Genomic DNA, 15,319 nt, shown 5'->3' with positions numbered 1-15,319 from the left:
GCTCACTCCTTGATCGACACTACGAGGTTCTGCAACTTGTGGGTGGACTGCCCGCGCGGGTCGAGCACGGCGTGCTCGTGCACGCGCACGTCCTCGCTGGTGAACGTGCGGTCCAGCCGCCACCACCACAGGCCGCGGAAGGCGAAGGTGGTGGGCAGGAACGCCCCGCACGCGGCGTCGGACAGCGGTTCGAGCGCGCGCTCCTCGCCCGAGCCCGGCGGGAAGTTCACGTCGCCGGTCAGCAGGACCGGGTTCGGGTTGGCGGCCAGCTCCGCGCGCAGCAGGTCCAGTTGGGCCGCCTTCCAGCGGCCCAGGTATTCGGCCGAGGTGAGGAACTCCACGCTCAGCGGGCTCACCGCGATGTCGATCGGGTCGGCGAGGTGCACGTTGTAGACCGACAGGACGCGCCCGGCGATGTCGAGGTCGGTCCGCAGGACGCGGTGGGTCCAGTACTCCCGCCAGCCGGTGGCGGGCTCGGCGGGCTCGGCGGTGAGCACGCGCTGGTCGACGATCGGGAAGCGGGACACGGTGAGCAGCTCCCCGGCCGCGGCGATGTGCGTCCCGGGGAACTCCGCGCGCAGCCGGGGCAGGTCGTCGATCGGGCGCGGCACCCAGGCGTCGTGCCCCATGTACTCCTGCAGGACCAGCACGTCGGCGCGCTGCTCGCGGAGCAGTGCGTAGAAGGCGTCGCGGTCGGAGTCGACGTGCCAGTACAGCGTGTTCCACGACGTGACCCGCAGGGTGTGCGCGGGCGCGTCCGCGCAGGCGGCGAGCGCGCCGAGGTCGGCCTGGCCGCCGAACTGGGCGACGGCCAGCTGGAGCACCGCCAGCCCGATCGCGGCCATCCGCCGCAGGTAGGCGGCGACCGCGCCGACCAGCAGGGGGACCGCGACGACCACCACCGGCGTCATCGCCAGGTCGACCATCGCCCACCACCAGACGCGCCCGGACAGCGCGAGCTGTCCGAGCACGACCACCGTCCAGCCGATCGCGACGGCCTGGACAGCTAGGCCCAGCCGGGCATGCCGTCGTACATCCGGCGGAACCGCCGGGAGAGCACCCACTGCGCACCCCCCGCCACCGCCGCCGCGGCGACCGTCGCGTTGACGATCATGTGCACGCCCATGAAGTAGCCGAGGAACACCGGTCCGCGGTGGCGCCGCACGAACCGGAACAGCCCCCGGTCGCACACCAGCGCCACGGCCAGCGCGCCAGCCGGGACCGCGGCCAGCGCCGGGCCGAACAGCAACGGCAGCGGCACGGTGGCCAGCGCCGCGAGCGTGATCAGGCTGGCGTAGGCGCGCGGTCCGCCGCTGAGGCCGCCGTTCAGCTCCGGTCGGCGCAGGTAGATCGGGATGGTCAGGCGGGCCCGGGTGAACATCTTGCGCAGCACCATGCGCAGGTTGTCGTCGAAGTCGTGCCTGCCGCGCACGGCCGAGGTGAGCAGGATGCGGTGGTTGAGCGACAGCCGGGCGCCGAACTCGGCGTTGTCGGTGTGCCGCATGGTCGGGTGGAAGCCGCCCAGCGCGGTGAACACCTCCCGGCGCACGGCCAGGATCGCGGTGTAGGACGTGGTGATGTGGCCCTCGTCCTCCTTCTGCCAGTAGTGCAGCTGCAGGCCGCGGTACTGCTCGGCGAGGCTGTCGACGAACATCGGGTCCGGGTCGTAGATCCCGCACACCGCGCCCACCGAGTCGTCAGCGCGCAGCGCCGCCACCGCCTGGGCCACGGCGTCGGGGGCGAGCGCCACATCGGAGTCGACGAACATCACCACGTCGCCGTCGGTGTGCTCGGCGCCGTGGTTGCGGGCGGCGGGCGCGCCGACGTTGCGCGGGGTGCGCACGACCCGCACGCCGAAGGACTCCGCCACCCGCGGCGAGTCGTCGGTGCTGCAGTCGTCGACCACGACGACCTCGGTGTCCGGGTAGGTCTGGGCGAGCGCGGCGCGCAGGCACTCCTCCAGGGGCCGCGCGTAGTTGTAGTTCGGGACGATCACCGACACCTTCATCAGAACAGCGCCTTCACCAGCGACAACGCGCCCTGCCGCCACGGCTCCCGCGAGGAGGTGCCGCTGCCGGTGGCCGGCGGCTGCTCGGTCCACCAGCGATAGGTCGACAGGATGGCGTCGCGGTTGGAGAACTTGGGCGCGAAGCCCAGCCGGGCGGCGGCCTTGTCGATGCTCACGAACGAGTCGGCCTTGAGCTTGCTCAGCAGCCGTCCGTACACCGGGGACAGCTTGGCCCGCTCCAGCCCGCGCAGCATCGCCAGCGCCGGTCCGATCGGCAGCGACACGACCCGCTTGCCGTGCCCAGCGGCGTCGAGCACGGTCTGGAAGTCCTCGCGGAGGGTGGCGAACTCCGCGGCCCCGACGTTGTAGGTGTCGTTGGCGACGTCCGGCTCGGCGCGCAGCACGGTGCCGATCACCTCGACGAGGTCCTCCAGGGCGAGCATCTGGATGCGCACGTCGCCCCGGCCGAGCACGGGGAAGTTGCGGCCCTCCCGCGCCCACTCGAACAGCATGGCGAACAGGCCCATCCGGCCGGGGCCGAGGAAGGTCTTCGGCCGGATCACCGACAGGCACATGCCCTTGGCGCGGTACTCGCGGGCGACGACCTCGGCGTCCACCTTGGCCGCGCTGTAGGTGTCCACGGGCACCTGCGGGTAGTCCTCGGGCGTCGGCACGAGCCGGGGGAGGCCGTAGACCGCGGTCGAGGAGATGTGGACGACGCGCGGCACCCCCGCCCGGTGCGCGGCGTCGAGCACCGAGCGGGTGCCGTCCACAACGACCGACCTGATCTGGTCGGCGGGGTAGCTGGGCAGCGCGGACGCGGTGTGGACGACGGCGTCCATCCCGGCGGCGAGCCCGCGCAGGGTCGCGGTGTCGCGCACGTCGGCGACGTGGTGCGCCGCCTCCGGCACGGCGGCCTCCCGGACGTCCACACCGTGCACCTCGTGGCCGCTCGCGCTCAGCGACGCCGCCAGGCTGCCGCCCAGCACGCCCGCGCTGCCGGTCACCAGCACCTTCATCACCACAGCGAGGTCACCTTCTCCCGGACGAAGTCGGTCAGCAGTCGGGGCAGTCCCTTGGCGAGCACGGCGTCGAGGCTGTCCAGGAAGTACTCGGCGTCCTCGGGCTCGGCGACCAGCGGCGGGCCGACCACGAGCGGGTTGCGGCCGTTGAGGGTGTAGTAGGCGTACACGCCGTGATCCCGGTAGAGGGCGTTGATGACCGAGCAGGTGACGACCTTGGTGCGGAATTGCGGGTCGCGGCCGAGGCCGCCGGGAATGAGCCGTCCGACGAGGTCGAGCATTCGGGATCCGGAATCGAGAAAGACGCCCCACAGCGCGCCTGCGCCCCGGATGTCGGCGATGTCGTCGGGATAGCGCTTGTGGAGCGCTCCCAGTCCCGGGAGCAGGACGTCTTCGAGCATCCGCGCCCGTTTCGGATAGTCGTCCTCGACCGCGATGGCGACCGCCTCGATCGCCGTGGCGGTCTCCTCGCCGAACCCGTAATAAGTCGTACTTGTGGAGTGCATGAGCGAGTCGGCGAGGTTGTCGTAGGCCTTGCGGAAGACCGGCTCGCGCGCGATATAGGCCGAGATGGACGATTTGCCGCCGCCGAAGGACTTCGACGTGGTGAGCACGTCCGGCACCAGTCCCGGATAGCGCATGAAGTGGAACAGGCTGCCGGTCTTTCCCCAGCCGGTGTAGATCTCGTCGAAGACCAGGACGATGTCCTCGGCCGTGCACAGCTCGCGCAGGCCGCGCAGGAACTCCTCGGAGCAGACGGTCATCGTGGACGCGCTGAACGGCTCGATCAGGATCGCGTAGACGTCGCAGCGGCCGCGCGCGTCCCTGGCCTGCTCGACCTGGGCGCGCACGGAGTCCAGGTCGCCGTAGGCGAAGCGGCGCACGCCGGGGATGCCGGGGAAGGCGAAGTGGTTCTGCGCGCCGCCGGTCAGGCTGCCCGAGCCCAGCAGCTTGCCGTGGAAGCTGATGTCGGCGTGCAGGATCGTGTTGCGGGCGCCCTCGTGGTACTTGTACGCCAGCTTGACCGCGCCCTCGACGGCCTCCGCCCCGGAGTTGGGGAAGAACGACATCGCCAGGTCCCCGGGCAGCAGCTGGGCGAGGTTGTGGCTGAGCGCGGCCACGTAGGGCGAGAAATAGGTCTTGTGGACCTCCATCCGCCGGTTCTCCTGGAACCGCGCGCGGGCGGCCAGGATGCGCGGGTGGTTGTGGCCGTGGTTGAGCACGCCGACCCCGCCGGTGAAATCCAGGATCCGCCTGCCGTCGCGGGTGCGCAGCCACGCCCCCTCGGCGGACTCGACCAATTCGCGGCCGAATCCGAACGAGGTCATGAGGGAGACCTGGCTGCGGCTGACGTGACGCCGGTACAAGTCGTGCACTTGTTTCGTCGAGAGCGCTTCGCACTCCTCGACGCTAATGAGGTCGGGCATTCTCAGACCGTATTCATCCGGGCGTCGTCGCGTCTTCGCCTCGACGGCTGGAATAGCGCCTCGGCGATCTCAGCCCGGCGGCTGAATACCTATCCGGTGACGCTGTGCTGGGCTATCGTCGAGCGTAGCATTCCCGAGCGATAGGCCAGGGCGACGGCCTGCGCGCGGTCATTGACGCCGAGTTTCCTGAGCAGGTGGTAGATGTGCGACTTGACCGTGCTGGTCTGCACCACGAGCGCGCTGGCGATCTCGGCGGTGGAGTTGCCCTCGACCATCAGCCGCAGCACGTCGCGCTCGCGCCGGGTCAGCGGCACGTCGAGCTCGTCGTGGCCGGAGGCGTCGAGCAGGTAGCTGTCCAGCAGCCGCCCGGCCACCTCGACGGGCAGGCTGGCGTGCCCGCCCGCGACGGCGGCCACCGCGCCGGAGAGCTCCGGCGGCGGGCTGCTCTTGCGCACGAAGCCGCGGACGCGGTCGGTGACCAGCCGCAGCACCAGCTCGGGGTCGCAGGTCTCGCCGACCAGCAGCACGTGCGCGGGCAGGTCGCCGAGGCGGGCCTTGGCCCTGGCCGGATCGGCCGCGGCGTCGACGCCGGGCAACTCGACATCGACCACGGCCACGGCGGGGCGGTGGGTGCGCACCGCCATGGTCAGCGAGGACATCGACACCGCCTCGCCGACCACCCGCAGGGCCGGGTCGGCTTCCAGCACGACCCGCAGACCGGTCCGCACCAGCGGGTGGGCGTCGGCCAGGACCACCGCGACCGGAGTGGTCCGATCGGAGTATCTATTGGTGCGCGCTGCCGCCATCGGTGGGTTCTCCTGTGCCGGAATTGTGGGACCGGATCAGGTTAGCCGGCCACCCACTCCGGCTGGGCCGACAACGTCAGAAGATCGGCCGGAAGGCGGAAAGCTGAGAGCGATCCCATCACCCCAGCGACGGAAGTCCCGCCGTTCGGCGACGGCGGGTTGCCGCACTCGATAGAATTGCGCTCGCCCGAGCAGATCGTTAGCCGAGACAGCTATTCCCGGCATTCGGATTCATCCGCGTGAGCAGTTGGGGGAACGGCGGCGCTTTGCCCGCCGCTTCAGCCGATCGCGCGGCGCAGGGCGTCCAGACCCGACCGCGCCGTCGTCAGGCCGGGACGGTCGCGGGCGGCGCGCAGGTCGGCCAGCCGCGCCAGGCCCTCGACCACGACGTCCAGCGGCGGGCCGCTCGCGGTCACGTCCTCCTGGCGCCGGGCGGCGCGCGCGGGCCCCTCCAGGAAGTGCCGGACCAGCCGCGAGTGGTGGTGGGCGTAGGCGGCGCCGTGGGCCCGGCAGACGGCGAGGAACAGCTCGGCGTTCTGCGGGTGCGGGTCGCGCAGGAACAGCCCCAGCAGCGGCCGGGCCGTCATCGCCGCGCGCAGCCGGGGCTGGTCCTCCGGCGGCACATAGGGGTACTTCTCGGTCACCACGTGCTGGTAGAACGGATAGCGCGCCGAGCACAGGCCCAGCACCAGGTCGATCTCGTTGACCGCGGCGAAGTCCCCGGCGTTGACCCCGCGGTACTCCCGCGAGCCGACGCGGTGGGACATGAAGTAGGACCGGATGTTGAGGTAGAAGCGGTCGACGTCCAGCGACTTGCCGAGTGTGCGGTTGAACGAGAGCACGTCGTCCAGCGCGGACTTGGCGTCCTCCAACAGGTACGTCGCCAGTGGACTGGACACGCCGACGTCCGCCACGCGCCGCAGCGCGGCGGCGGCCCGCTGGTAGGCGAGCACGGCCAGGCCGTTCGTGGTGGTGAAGTTCGCCTCGTCGGGCAGTGTGGTGAACCGCCTGCACACGCCGTCGACCGCGAGGTTGTGGGTGGACTGGTGGGCGAAGACGTAGCGGGGGGCGACGCCGAGCCCGGCGCCCAGCTCGTCGGCCAGCGCCCACGCCGCGCGCGGCTCGTCGTCGATGCCGTGCCGCCTGCAGGCGCCGAGGTAGAACCCGACCGCGCCGAGCAGGCTGTACCGCTCGGCTGGCGAGTCCGGATAGGCGTCGATCGCGGAGATCAGCTCCAGGCCCTCGGTGTAGAGGGCGCGTTTGACCCGGTCCAGCGCGGGCACGCCGAGCAGCACCTCGGCGCGCTCGGCGAAGTACGCCTCGTCCAGTTCCGTGTTGTACGCGACGAACTCCCGCCGCAGCCACTGTTCCACCCGCTCGACCGCCACCCGGTCGTGTCTACCACAACCGGGTGGCGCGGCGATCAGCTCGCGATCGGGAACGCCTCCGCGGCCCCGCACAAGGCGATGCCGGTCCGGTTCACGCCGTCGACCAGCGTGTGGAAGTCCCACCCGGTCGCGGTGGCCAGGTAGTGCTGCTCGGGCGTGAGGGTCGCCAACAGGAAGTCGTAGCCCTGCCGGACGGCGATCGTGGGCAGGTTCCGCATGAGGAACGCGTCCGCGCCCGGCTGGACCACGGCCAGCGGGCTCACCTCGGCGACCCGCCTGCGCACCGCCCAGCCTGCCAGCCGCGTGCACGCCTGCTCGACCGGGACCTCCAGGTCGGCCTCCGACGCCAGCGGCCCGTCCTCGGCGCCGGTCAGCCCGACGACGCCCACGGTGCGGCCGAAGGACGGCGAGTGCCGGGTGTTGTCCCACGCCGTGACGAACAGGCCCGGCTGCGCGTCGACCTGGTGGGCGCGCCGGACCAACTCGGCGCAGTACTCGTAATGCAGCGTGCCCTGGTGCGCGAAGCCGATGCGAAACCGGCGCGCCGTGTTCGTCATGCTCCACCGTCCCTGTGCCGACAGGTCTGGGTTTTCCCTTGGCACACCGTCGCATCCGGCGCGCCGCGCCCGCATCTCGCGGAGTGCTCAGGCATGACGAGGTCATGGGCGGCGCGGGACGCGGTCCCGGCCCGGGGGGTGAGCGACCACCAGCGCGCACAGCGCGGTGATCCCGGCGGCGACCCAGGCGACGGTCGCGATCGTGGCGGCCTCGGCGAGCAGCGGCCCGGCGAGCGCGCCCGCGAACGTGGCGGCCGCCTCCGCGGCGAACACGACCGCCGCCACCCGCCCGAGCACCGCGTCGGGCGTGCGGCGCTGGACGGTCGTCTGCACGAGGATCAGCGCTGTCGAGCCGAACGCGCCCACCACGACAGCCGCGGGCAGCGCCGCCCACGGGATCGTGAACAGGACGACGAACCCGACCGCGGTCATCGCCAGCGCGCCCGCGAGGACGGCGCGGGGCCGAAAGCGGTCCAGGGTCCGGACGACGACCGCGCCGAGCAGGAAGCCGACCCCCAGCCCGGACATCACGAGCCCGGCCCGCGCGGTCCCGCCCCACGCGGCCATCCCGTGCGGGACGAGCACGGAGGTGAGCGCGGCGTTCGCGCCGAGGAAGGCGGTGTTGAGCACGAGCAGCCCGCCGACGGCGCGGTCATCGCGCAGGAACCGCGCGCCCTCGCGGAGTTCGGCGATGACAGCGCCGAGCTCGCCGCGGCGCGCCCGCGGGCCGGGCTTGGTGAGCGCGATGAACACGGCGGAGACCAAGTAGCTGGCGATGTCGGGCCACACGACCAAGTCGATGCCGCCCCAGGCGTAGAGGAGGCCGCCGAGCGGGGCGCCGAGGAGCCGGACGGCGCCGTCGGTTGCCGAGTTCAGCGCGTTCGCCGCGGTGAGCGGGCGGCCGGTGCCGACCAGGGCGGGGATGTGGGCCTGCGCGGCGGGCCGGAACGCCAGCGTGCCCACGCTCTCGGCCGCGACCGCGACGTATACGAGGGCGACGTCGTCCGGTTCGCGCACGAACAGCAGGAGCGCGACGGCGAACGCGCGCAGCACGTCGGCGGCGATCATGACCCGCCTGCGGTCCCAGCGGTCGACCACGACCCCGGCGAACGGGCCGAGCAGCATGGGCGGGAGGAACTCGGCGGCCAGGGTGAGCCCGGTGGCCGTCAGGGAGCCGGTCAGCACCAGCACGTGCGCGGGCACCGCGACCACGAGCAGCCACGAGCCGAGGCCGCTGACCGACCTGCCGAGCCAGAGCAGCCGGAACTCCCGGTTCCGCAGGACCATGAACTCCCCCAGGTGCTATCCTGACAAGATAGTTGCACAGGATCTTGTTCCAAGGGAAGTGCATGGACAACGCGGAGCTGGGACATCGCCTGCGCTCGCTGCGCGCGGCGAGCGGGAAGACGGTCGCGGACGTCGCCGCGCTGGCGGGCCTGTCCGTCCCGTACATCGCCAATCTGGAGAACGGGCGCGGCAACCCGACACTGGACGCCCTGCGGCGGCTCGCCACCGCGTTGGGCGCTGATCTGCGGGTCGAGCTCGGCGCCGCACCAGGACCGGCGGCCGATCCCTTGCCGCCGGTCCTGGTGCGCCTCGGGCGCGGTCAGCGCTTCCGCGACTGCGTCGCCGCCATCGGCGGGCCCGAGCCGGGTGATCTCGCCGGGCGGCTGCTCGCCGTCCTGGCGTCGGCCGCTGCCGTCAGCCCCCATCCGCTGACGGAGGCCGACTGCCACCGGCTGCTCGACGCGCTGCTGCTGATCACCCGGCACCCGGCCTGAGGTCACGCCACGCAGTTCGCCAGTTCCGGGGCGGGCGCGGGCACGCCCTGCGGACCGAAGAACAGGTTGACGCAGTTGAGCAGGAAGCGCGGGTTCTCCTCGGCGATCCAGTGCCCGGAGTCCGGGGCCACCACACCGCGCACGTCGTCGCCGACCTGGCTGAACGAGTTGCCCACGACGGGACCGAAGGCGAACTCAGCGCCCATGGCCAGCACCGGCATCTGCAGGCGCTTGTGCGCGTTCGCCTGGTTGTTCACGATGTCGTCGGCGAAGGCGCGGTAGTACTCGTAGCCCGCGGAGCGCCGCTCGGCCGGGTAGTAGGCCCGGAAGAAGACCTCCTGGTCGATGCGCTCGGGGTAGCGGGTGCTGCCGAACATCCAGCCGAGGTAGGTGGCGGTGTCCTCGTTGTCCATGATGGTCTCCGGGACCGGCTTGGGCTGCTGGTTGAAGCCCAGGTGCCAGCTGATCCCGTAGAAGTCCTCCAGGCCGAAGCCGGACAGCGGGGTGTCCATCACGACGAGGCGCTTGACCTCGGTCGGGTAGTCGCGGGCGTACGGGTAGGCCACCAGCGCGCCGGTGTCGTGCCCGATGATGGAGACCTCGCGGAACCCGAGCTTGTGCACGCCCTCGCGGATGCGCGCCGCCGTGCGGGCCTTGTCGTACCCGCCGGTCGGGATGGACGACGAGCCGATGCCCGGCAGGTCGAAGGCGATGACGGTGTGGCGCTCGGCGAGCGCGGGCATGACCTTCGACCACTCCCACCAGGTCTGCGGCCAGCCGTGCAGCAGGACCAGCGGCGGGCCGGAGCCGCCGCGCACGTAGTGCAGGGTCGTCCCCTCCACCGCGACGGTCCCGTGGGTGAACCCGCCCGCGAGCCGGGCCGCCGACGCCTCCGGCCGCTCGGCGCTCGCGGCCGACCCTAGCAGCAGGAGCGCGACGGCGGCCAACGCGGCGTACACGCCGCGACGCAGCCGACTATCCTTTCGGAACACTCGATTCTCCTTGCGTGGAAGACAAAAGACGCACTCTTATATGCCTGCCTCGATCAAGGAGTCAACCGCGTGGCGCAGGGAGGTGACGCCGTCACATGTGGATTAGTCCATATTGTCGTATCGGGCGCGGGCGGCGGCGATTTCGTGCTGGTGCTGCTCGGTCCACCTCACCAGCGCCTGGATGGTGTCCAGAAGGGTCCGGCCGAGGGGTGTGAGCGCGTAGTCGACGCGCGGCGGGACGACGGGGTGGACGGTCCGGGAGACGAGGCCGTCGCGTTCGAGGTGCCGCAGCGTCGTGGTGAGCATGCGCTGGCTCACACCGTCGATCTCGCGCAACAGCTCGGTGAACCGCATGGTGCCGCAGTCCAACAGGGAGATGACCAACAGGGACCACTTGTCGGCGATGCGGTCGAGGATCTGGCGGACCTCGCAGTCCTGGCGGATGTCCCACACCGGGCAGTCGTCGGTGTCCTCGATGTGCCTCGGTGAGTTCAAAGTGCCTTCTTCCACACCTGCCGATGGTGCCGCAGGATGATCGTGGTTACAAGAGGTAACTGACCAGCTGATGAGTAACTGAGGAGTACCAGGTGTCCACCCCGATGAGCGCCCGCGAGTGGGGCGTGCTGTTCGTGCTGTGCGGCGCGATCTTCCTGGAGGGGATCGACGTGGCCATGCTGAACGTGGCGCTCCCGTCGATCCGGGCCGATCTGGGCCTGTCCACCGCGATGCTGAGCGGGGTGGTGAGCGCCTACGTGCTGGGCTACGGCGGCTTCATGCTGCTCGGCGGCCGGGCGGCCGACCTGTTCGGCAGGCGCAGGATGCTGCTGTTCTGGCTGACCGTGTTCCTGGTGTTCTCCGGCCTGGGCGGGCTGGCGACCGACGGCTGGACGCTGCTCGTGGCCCGGTTCGTCACCGGCGTCGCGGCGGCGTTCATGACGCCTGCGGGCCTGTCGATCATCACCACGTCGTTCGCCGAGGGCCCGAGGCGGAACAAGGCGCTGCTGGTCTACGCGGCCACCGGCGCGGCGGGCTTCTCCCTCGGCCTGGTCGCGGGCGGCCTGCTGACCGCCATCGGCTGGCGCTGGGTCTTCTTCGCCCCGGTGATCCTCTCGGCGCTGATCCTGGCCGCCGCCCTCCCGCTCATCCCCCGCGCCCGGGCGAGCGCGCGCGGCCGCACCGACGTCGCGGGCGCGCTGACGATCACGGTGGCGATGCTGCTGCTGGTGTACGCCGTGGTCCGCCTCGAGCGCCCGGCCGAGGGCTGGGGCTGGACGGCGGCCGCGTTCGCGGTGGGCCTGGCCGCGCTGGCCGCGTTCGTCGCCATCGAGCGCCGCTCCCCCGCCCCGCTGCTGCGGCTGGGGATCCTCGCCAACCGGCCGCTCGTGCGCGCCAACGCCGCTGCGCTGCTGTTCGCGGGCTCGTTCTTCGCCTTCCAGTTCCTGATCACCCTGTACCTGCAGGAACTGCGCGGCTGGTCGAGCCTGGAGACCGGCCTGGCCCTGCTCGTGGTCGCCATCGACGCCATCCTGGCCCCGACCCTCACCCCGCGCCTGGTCGCCCGCTTCGGCAACGCGAGGGTGATCGCGGGCGGGCTGGCCTTCGCCACCCTGGCGTACGTCCTGTTCCTGCCCGTCACCGACGACTGGACGTACGCGGCGATGTTCCCGACGATGATCACCCTGGGCCTGGCGTTCGCCCTCACCTACGGCCCCCTCACCATCGCCGCGACGGACGGCGTCGCCGAACACGAACAGGGCGTCGCGGGCGGCCTGCTGAACACCAACTTCCAGTTCGGCGCCGCCCTGGGCATCTCCCTGGCCACCGCGGTCCACGTCGCCACCCTCACCACCGCATCCCCCCTCACCGCCATCCGCACCGCCCTCCTGGTCCCCGCGATCGCGGCCGCGTCGGCCCTGGTGATCGCACTCACCGGACTGCGCAAGCCGGAAGTCGCCCCGGAACCACAACTCGTGGCGTAGCCGCTGTAGGGGCGGGACAAGCGTCCCGCCCCTTTCCGGGCATCGAAGGACTCGCGCGGATGGACCCCGACGATCGTTGGGGCCGATTCAGTGAATGTCGATCATGCGGACAACGGCGCCGGGGGGCTCGGGCGTCCTATCGGCGATGGGACCGTCTGATTCTGGGGAGAGTGAATGAGTCCATCCAAACGCTTGGTCGCGGGGGTGGGGGTGGTCGCGGTGCTGGGCGCCGCGGTCACTCCGACGACCGCAGCAGCGGCCTCCGGGCCGGGGCGTGCGCCGCACAACACCGTCACCCTGGTCACCGGGGACAAGGTCACGCTCGTGGGTGACCGGGTGCGGGTGCGGGCGGGTGCCGGGCGTGAGCACGTCCGGTTCGTGCAGCGCGTCGACGTCGAGGGGGATGTGCATGTGGTGCCCAGCGATGTCGCCACCGACGTCGCCGCGGGGCGCATCGATGAGCGGTTGTTCGACGTGGGCGGGTTGATCCGCGCGGGGTACGACGACGCGCGCAGCGCCGTCACGCCGCTGATCATCACCTATGACGGGCCGGTCGCCAGCAGCGCGGGGCAGGTGCTGGCGAGCGTCAACGGGGTCGCCGTCGAGGCGGACAAGGCGAACCCGTTCCTGTCCGGGCCGCGCGCCAGTGGCGTCAGCCGGATCTGGCTCGACGGGCCCGTGCGGGCGAGCCTGGACCGCAGCGTCCCGCAGATCGGGGCGCCCGCGGCATGGGAGGCCGGGCACACCGGCACCGGGACGACGGTCGCCGTGCTGGACACCGGTATCGACGAGACGCACCCCGACCTCGCGGGCGCGGTCGTCGAGTCGCGCGACTTCAGCGACAGCGACTCCACCGACGACCGGTTCGGGCACGGCACGCACGTGGCCTCGATCGTGACCGGCGACGGGAAGTACAAGGGCGTCGCGCCCGACGCGAAGCTGCTCAACGGCAAGGTGCTCAACGACTACGGCGGCGGCCGCGAGTCCGACATCATCGCGGGCATGGAGTGGGCGGCCGCCGCGGGCGCGGACGTCATCAACATGAGCCTCGGCGCGCCCTTCGCCTCCGACGGCACCGACCCGATGTCGTTGGCGCTCAACCGGATCACCGCCGACACGGGCGCGCTGTTCGTGGTGTCCGCCGGCAACTCCGGCCCCTCCGCGGGGACCATCGGCAGCCCTGCCGCTGCCGACGCGGCGCTGACCGTGGGCGCCATCGACCGCGACGACACGCTGGCCGACTTCTCCTCGCGCGGGCCGCGCTGGAAGGACAACGCCATCAAGCCCGACATCACCGCGCCCGGCGTGGGGATCGTGGCGGCGAAGGCGGCCGAGGGGCAGATCGGCGACCCGGTGGGCGACAAGCACGTCGCGCTCTCGGGCACGTCGATGTCCGCCCCGCACGTGGCGGGCGCGGCGGCCGTGCTGGCCGGGCAGCACCCGGACTGGTCGCCCGAGCAGCTCAAGGCCGCGCTGATGGCGAGCGCCAAGGCCCATCCCGACCTGTCGGTCTACGAGCAGGGCGCGGGACGTGTCGACCTGGCCCGCGCGACCGCGCAGAGCGTCACCACCGCGCCCGCGAGCCTGAGCCTGGGCACGGCGCGGTGGCCGCACGACGACGACGCGCCGATCGTGAAGACCCTGACCTACCGCAACCACGGGACCGCGCCGCTCACCCTCCGCGTGAGCGCGGACCTGCGCGACGGGTCCGGCGCGGCCGCGCCGGACGGCATGCTCACGGTCACCCCGGGAGAGGTCACCGTCCCCGCGGGCGGGCAGGCGGAGGTCACGGTCACCGCGATCACGAACATCGACGCCCCGGACGGCACGTACCAGGGCGCGGTGGTCGCCACCGACGGGACCACCGGCACGCGGACCCCGATCGGGCTGACCAAGGAGGTCGAGAGCTACGACGTCGAGCTGAGCTTCATCGACGCCGACGGCAAGCTCACGCCCAACTACTCCTACCGGTTCGTCGACACCGCGCACCCGGCCGCGTACCTGGACTACGCCGAGTCCGGCACGCTGACGGCCCGGGTGCCGAAGGGCGTCTTCTTCTTCGACGCCTGGGTCCAGACCCCGGTCGAGGGGCGGCGCTGGCCGCTCGCCCAGTTCCACGAGCCCGCGCTGGCGATCACCGGGGACACCGAGATCGTCGTGGACGCCCGGGACGCCGAGCAGGTCGGCGTCACGGTGGACCAGGCCGACGCGGTGTCCGGCTCCACCTTCCTGTTCTTCAGCCTCACCACCGACTGGGGCAGCACCGGGACGGGGCTGGGCGGGGACAACTTCGAGGGCATCGGCTACCGCCCGTCGGTCACGACCGCGCCGGGCAAGGCGACCTTCCAGGTGGAGTCGCGGCTGGCCAGGCCCAGCGGCGACCACGAGTACGTGGGCAGCCCCTACCAGTACAACGTGGCGTGGTCGCACGACGGCGCTGTCCCGTCCGACCTGCTGCGGCACTTCGCCGACCGGGACCTGGTGAAGGTCGCGACCAGGGCCAGCGGCCCCGGCACGGGCTTCCTCTCGGACATGGCGGGCGGGCCGCTCCCGCTCGCGGTGACCGAGTACTACTCCCCCGGCGTCGCGTGGCACGGGTCGTTCTCGCAGATGGCGGCGCCCAACGCGTGGCCGCCGCAGAGCTACCAGAGCACCGCCCAGCCGCGGGAGTTCACCCGGGACACCGGGCAGCGGTGGAACGCGGCGGTGTTCGGCCCGGCGTTCCCCACCTCCGGGTACAGGGCCGAGGAGTGGGCGGCCCGCGCGGGCGACGAGATCCTGGTGTCCGCGCCGATGTTCACCGACCAGGACCCGAACCACGTCGGCTTCTCCTCGGTCGACACGGCCATGACGACGCTGCACCGCGGTGACGCCCTGGTCGGCGAGTCGGACCAGGTCGGGTTCGTCCACGCCGTCGACCCCGGCGGCGAGGGCGGCTACCGCCTGCGCACGGAGGCCACCCGGTCGGTGTCGCCGCTGTCCACAAAGGTCAGCGCGGACTGGACGTTCCGGTCGGCGCCGACCGGGGAGGCCGCGCCGTTGCCGCTGCTGGCGGTGCGGTTCGCGCCGAAGCTGGACGAGCTGAACCGGGCGCCCGCGGGCCGGGTGTTCACCGTCCCGGTGTACGTCCAGCGCAACGGCTCCACGGCGGAGGGTGTGCGCACGCCCGCCGTCCAGGTCTCCTACGACGACGGCGCGACGTGGCGGCCGGTGGGCCTGGTGCGCGTCGGCGAGCGCTGGCACGCGGTCCTGCTGCACCCGAGGGGCGCGGAGTTCGTCTCGCTCAAGGCGCAGGCCAGGGACGCCCAGGGCAACACGGTCGACCAGACGATCATCCGGGCGTACGCGCTGAAGTAGCC

Annotated in this window: 13 protein-coding genes; 3 read left to right on the top strand and 10 right to left on the bottom strand. The window is 72.0% G+C overall.

Features of this window, described 5'->3' with window-relative positions; translation table 11 throughout:
- Positions 1-2 precede the first annotated feature (2 nt).
- From IEY98_RS23795 to IEY98_RS23760, 8 genes are all read right to left on the bottom strand, one after another.
- Positions 3-971, bottom strand: a complete 969-nt coding sequence (locus IEY98_RS23795; protein ID WP_189212828.1) for an endonuclease/exonuclease/phosphatase family protein — start codon at positions 969-971, stop codon at positions 3-5.
- A 35-nt stretch (positions 972-1,006) separates the two neighbouring features.
- Positions 1,007-2,008 carry a glycosyltransferase family 2 protein gene (locus IEY98_RS23790; protein ID WP_189212827.1) on the bottom strand — a complete coding sequence of 334 codons (1,002 nt, stop codon included), beginning with the start codon at positions 2,006-2,008 and terminating at the stop codon, positions 1,007-1,009.
- A complete protein-coding gene (locus IEY98_RS23785; protein WP_189212971.1) occupies positions 2,008-3,027 on the bottom strand; it encodes an NAD-dependent epimerase/dehydratase family protein in 1,020 nt (339 codons plus the stop codon). Before IEY98_RS23785 ends, IEY98_RS23790 begins: the two co-directional genes overlap by 1 nt.
- Entirely contained in the window at positions 3,027-4,358 is a 1,332-nt protein-coding gene (locus IEY98_RS23780) for an aspartate aminotransferase family protein (RefSeq protein WP_229787297.1), read from the bottom strand. Before IEY98_RS23780 ends, IEY98_RS23785 begins: the two co-directional genes overlap by 1 nt.
- Positions 4,359-4,546: 188 nt before the next feature.
- Positions 4,547-5,263: a response regulator transcription factor gene (locus IEY98_RS23775; RefSeq protein ID WP_189212825.1), complete on the bottom strand. Its 717-nt coding sequence runs from the start codon at positions 5,261-5,263 to the stop codon at positions 4,547-4,549.
- 278 nt (positions 5,264-5,541) lie between these two features.
- Positions 5,542-6,651 (bottom strand): monodechloroaminopyrrolnitrin synthase PrnB family protein, encoded by a 1,110-nt coding sequence (locus IEY98_RS23770; protein WP_189212824.1) that lies wholly within the window; start codon positions 6,649-6,651, stop codon positions 5,542-5,544.
- A gap of 35 nt (positions 6,652-6,686) precedes the next feature.
- Entirely contained in the window at positions 6,687-7,208 is a 522-nt protein-coding gene (locus IEY98_RS23765) for a thermostable hemolysin (RefSeq protein WP_189212823.1), read from the bottom strand.
- A 102-nt stretch (positions 7,209-7,310) separates the two neighbouring features.
- The gene (locus tag IEY98_RS23760) at positions 7,311-8,495 is read right to left on the bottom strand and encodes an MFS transporter (protein ID WP_189212822.1); all 1,185 of its coding nucleotides are present in this window, start codon (positions 8,493-8,495) and stop codon (positions 7,311-7,313) included.
- 62 nt (positions 8,496-8,557) lie between these two features.
- Here IEY98_RS23760 and IEY98_RS23755 point away from each other — a divergent pair, with 62 nt between their 5' ends.
- Positions 8,558-8,989 carry a helix-turn-helix domain-containing protein gene (locus IEY98_RS23755; RefSeq protein WP_189212821.1) on the top strand — a complete coding sequence of 144 codons (432 nt, stop codon included), beginning with the start codon at positions 8,558-8,560 and terminating at the stop codon, positions 8,987-8,989.
- A 2-nt stretch (positions 8,990-8,991) separates the two neighbouring features.
- Here the strand turns inward: IEY98_RS23755 and IEY98_RS23750 are convergent, their stop codons facing one another.
- Both IEY98_RS23750 and IEY98_RS23745 read right to left on the bottom strand, forming a co-directional pair.
- The gene (locus IEY98_RS23750) at positions 8,992-9,981 is read right to left on the bottom strand and encodes an alpha/beta fold hydrolase (RefSeq protein ID WP_229787294.1); all 990 of its coding nucleotides are present in this window, start codon (positions 9,979-9,981) and stop codon (positions 8,992-8,994) included.
- A 102-nt stretch (positions 9,982-10,083) separates the two neighbouring features.
- Positions 10,084-10,491 carry a winged helix-turn-helix transcriptional regulator gene (locus tag IEY98_RS23745; RefSeq protein WP_189212820.1) on the bottom strand — a complete coding sequence of 136 codons (408 nt, stop codon included), beginning with the start codon at positions 10,489-10,491 and terminating at the stop codon, positions 10,084-10,086.
- A gap of 89 nt (positions 10,492-10,580) precedes the next feature.
- Between IEY98_RS23745 and IEY98_RS23740 the strand changes: the two genes are divergently transcribed.
- Both IEY98_RS23740 and IEY98_RS23735 read left to right on the top strand, forming a co-directional pair.
- Positions 10,581-11,960 (top strand): MFS transporter, encoded by a 1,380-nt coding sequence (locus IEY98_RS23740; RefSeq protein WP_189212969.1) that lies wholly within the window; start codon positions 10,581-10,583, stop codon positions 11,958-11,960.
- 174 nt (positions 11,961-12,134) lie between these two features.
- A complete protein-coding gene (locus IEY98_RS23735; RefSeq protein WP_189212819.1) occupies positions 12,135-15,317 on the top strand; it encodes a S8 family serine peptidase in 3,183 nt (1,060 codons plus the stop codon).
- Positions 15,318-15,319 lie beyond the last annotated feature (2 nt).

The sequence above is a fragment of the Actinokineospora fastidiosa genome (assembly GCF_014648415.1).
Lineage (GTDB): Bacteria > Actinomycetota > Actinomycetes > Mycobacteriales > Pseudonocardiaceae > Actinokineospora > Actinokineospora fastidiosa.
The sequence above is the reverse complement of the archived record's forward strand: the minus strand, read 5'-3'. Positions and strand labels throughout refer to the sequence as shown.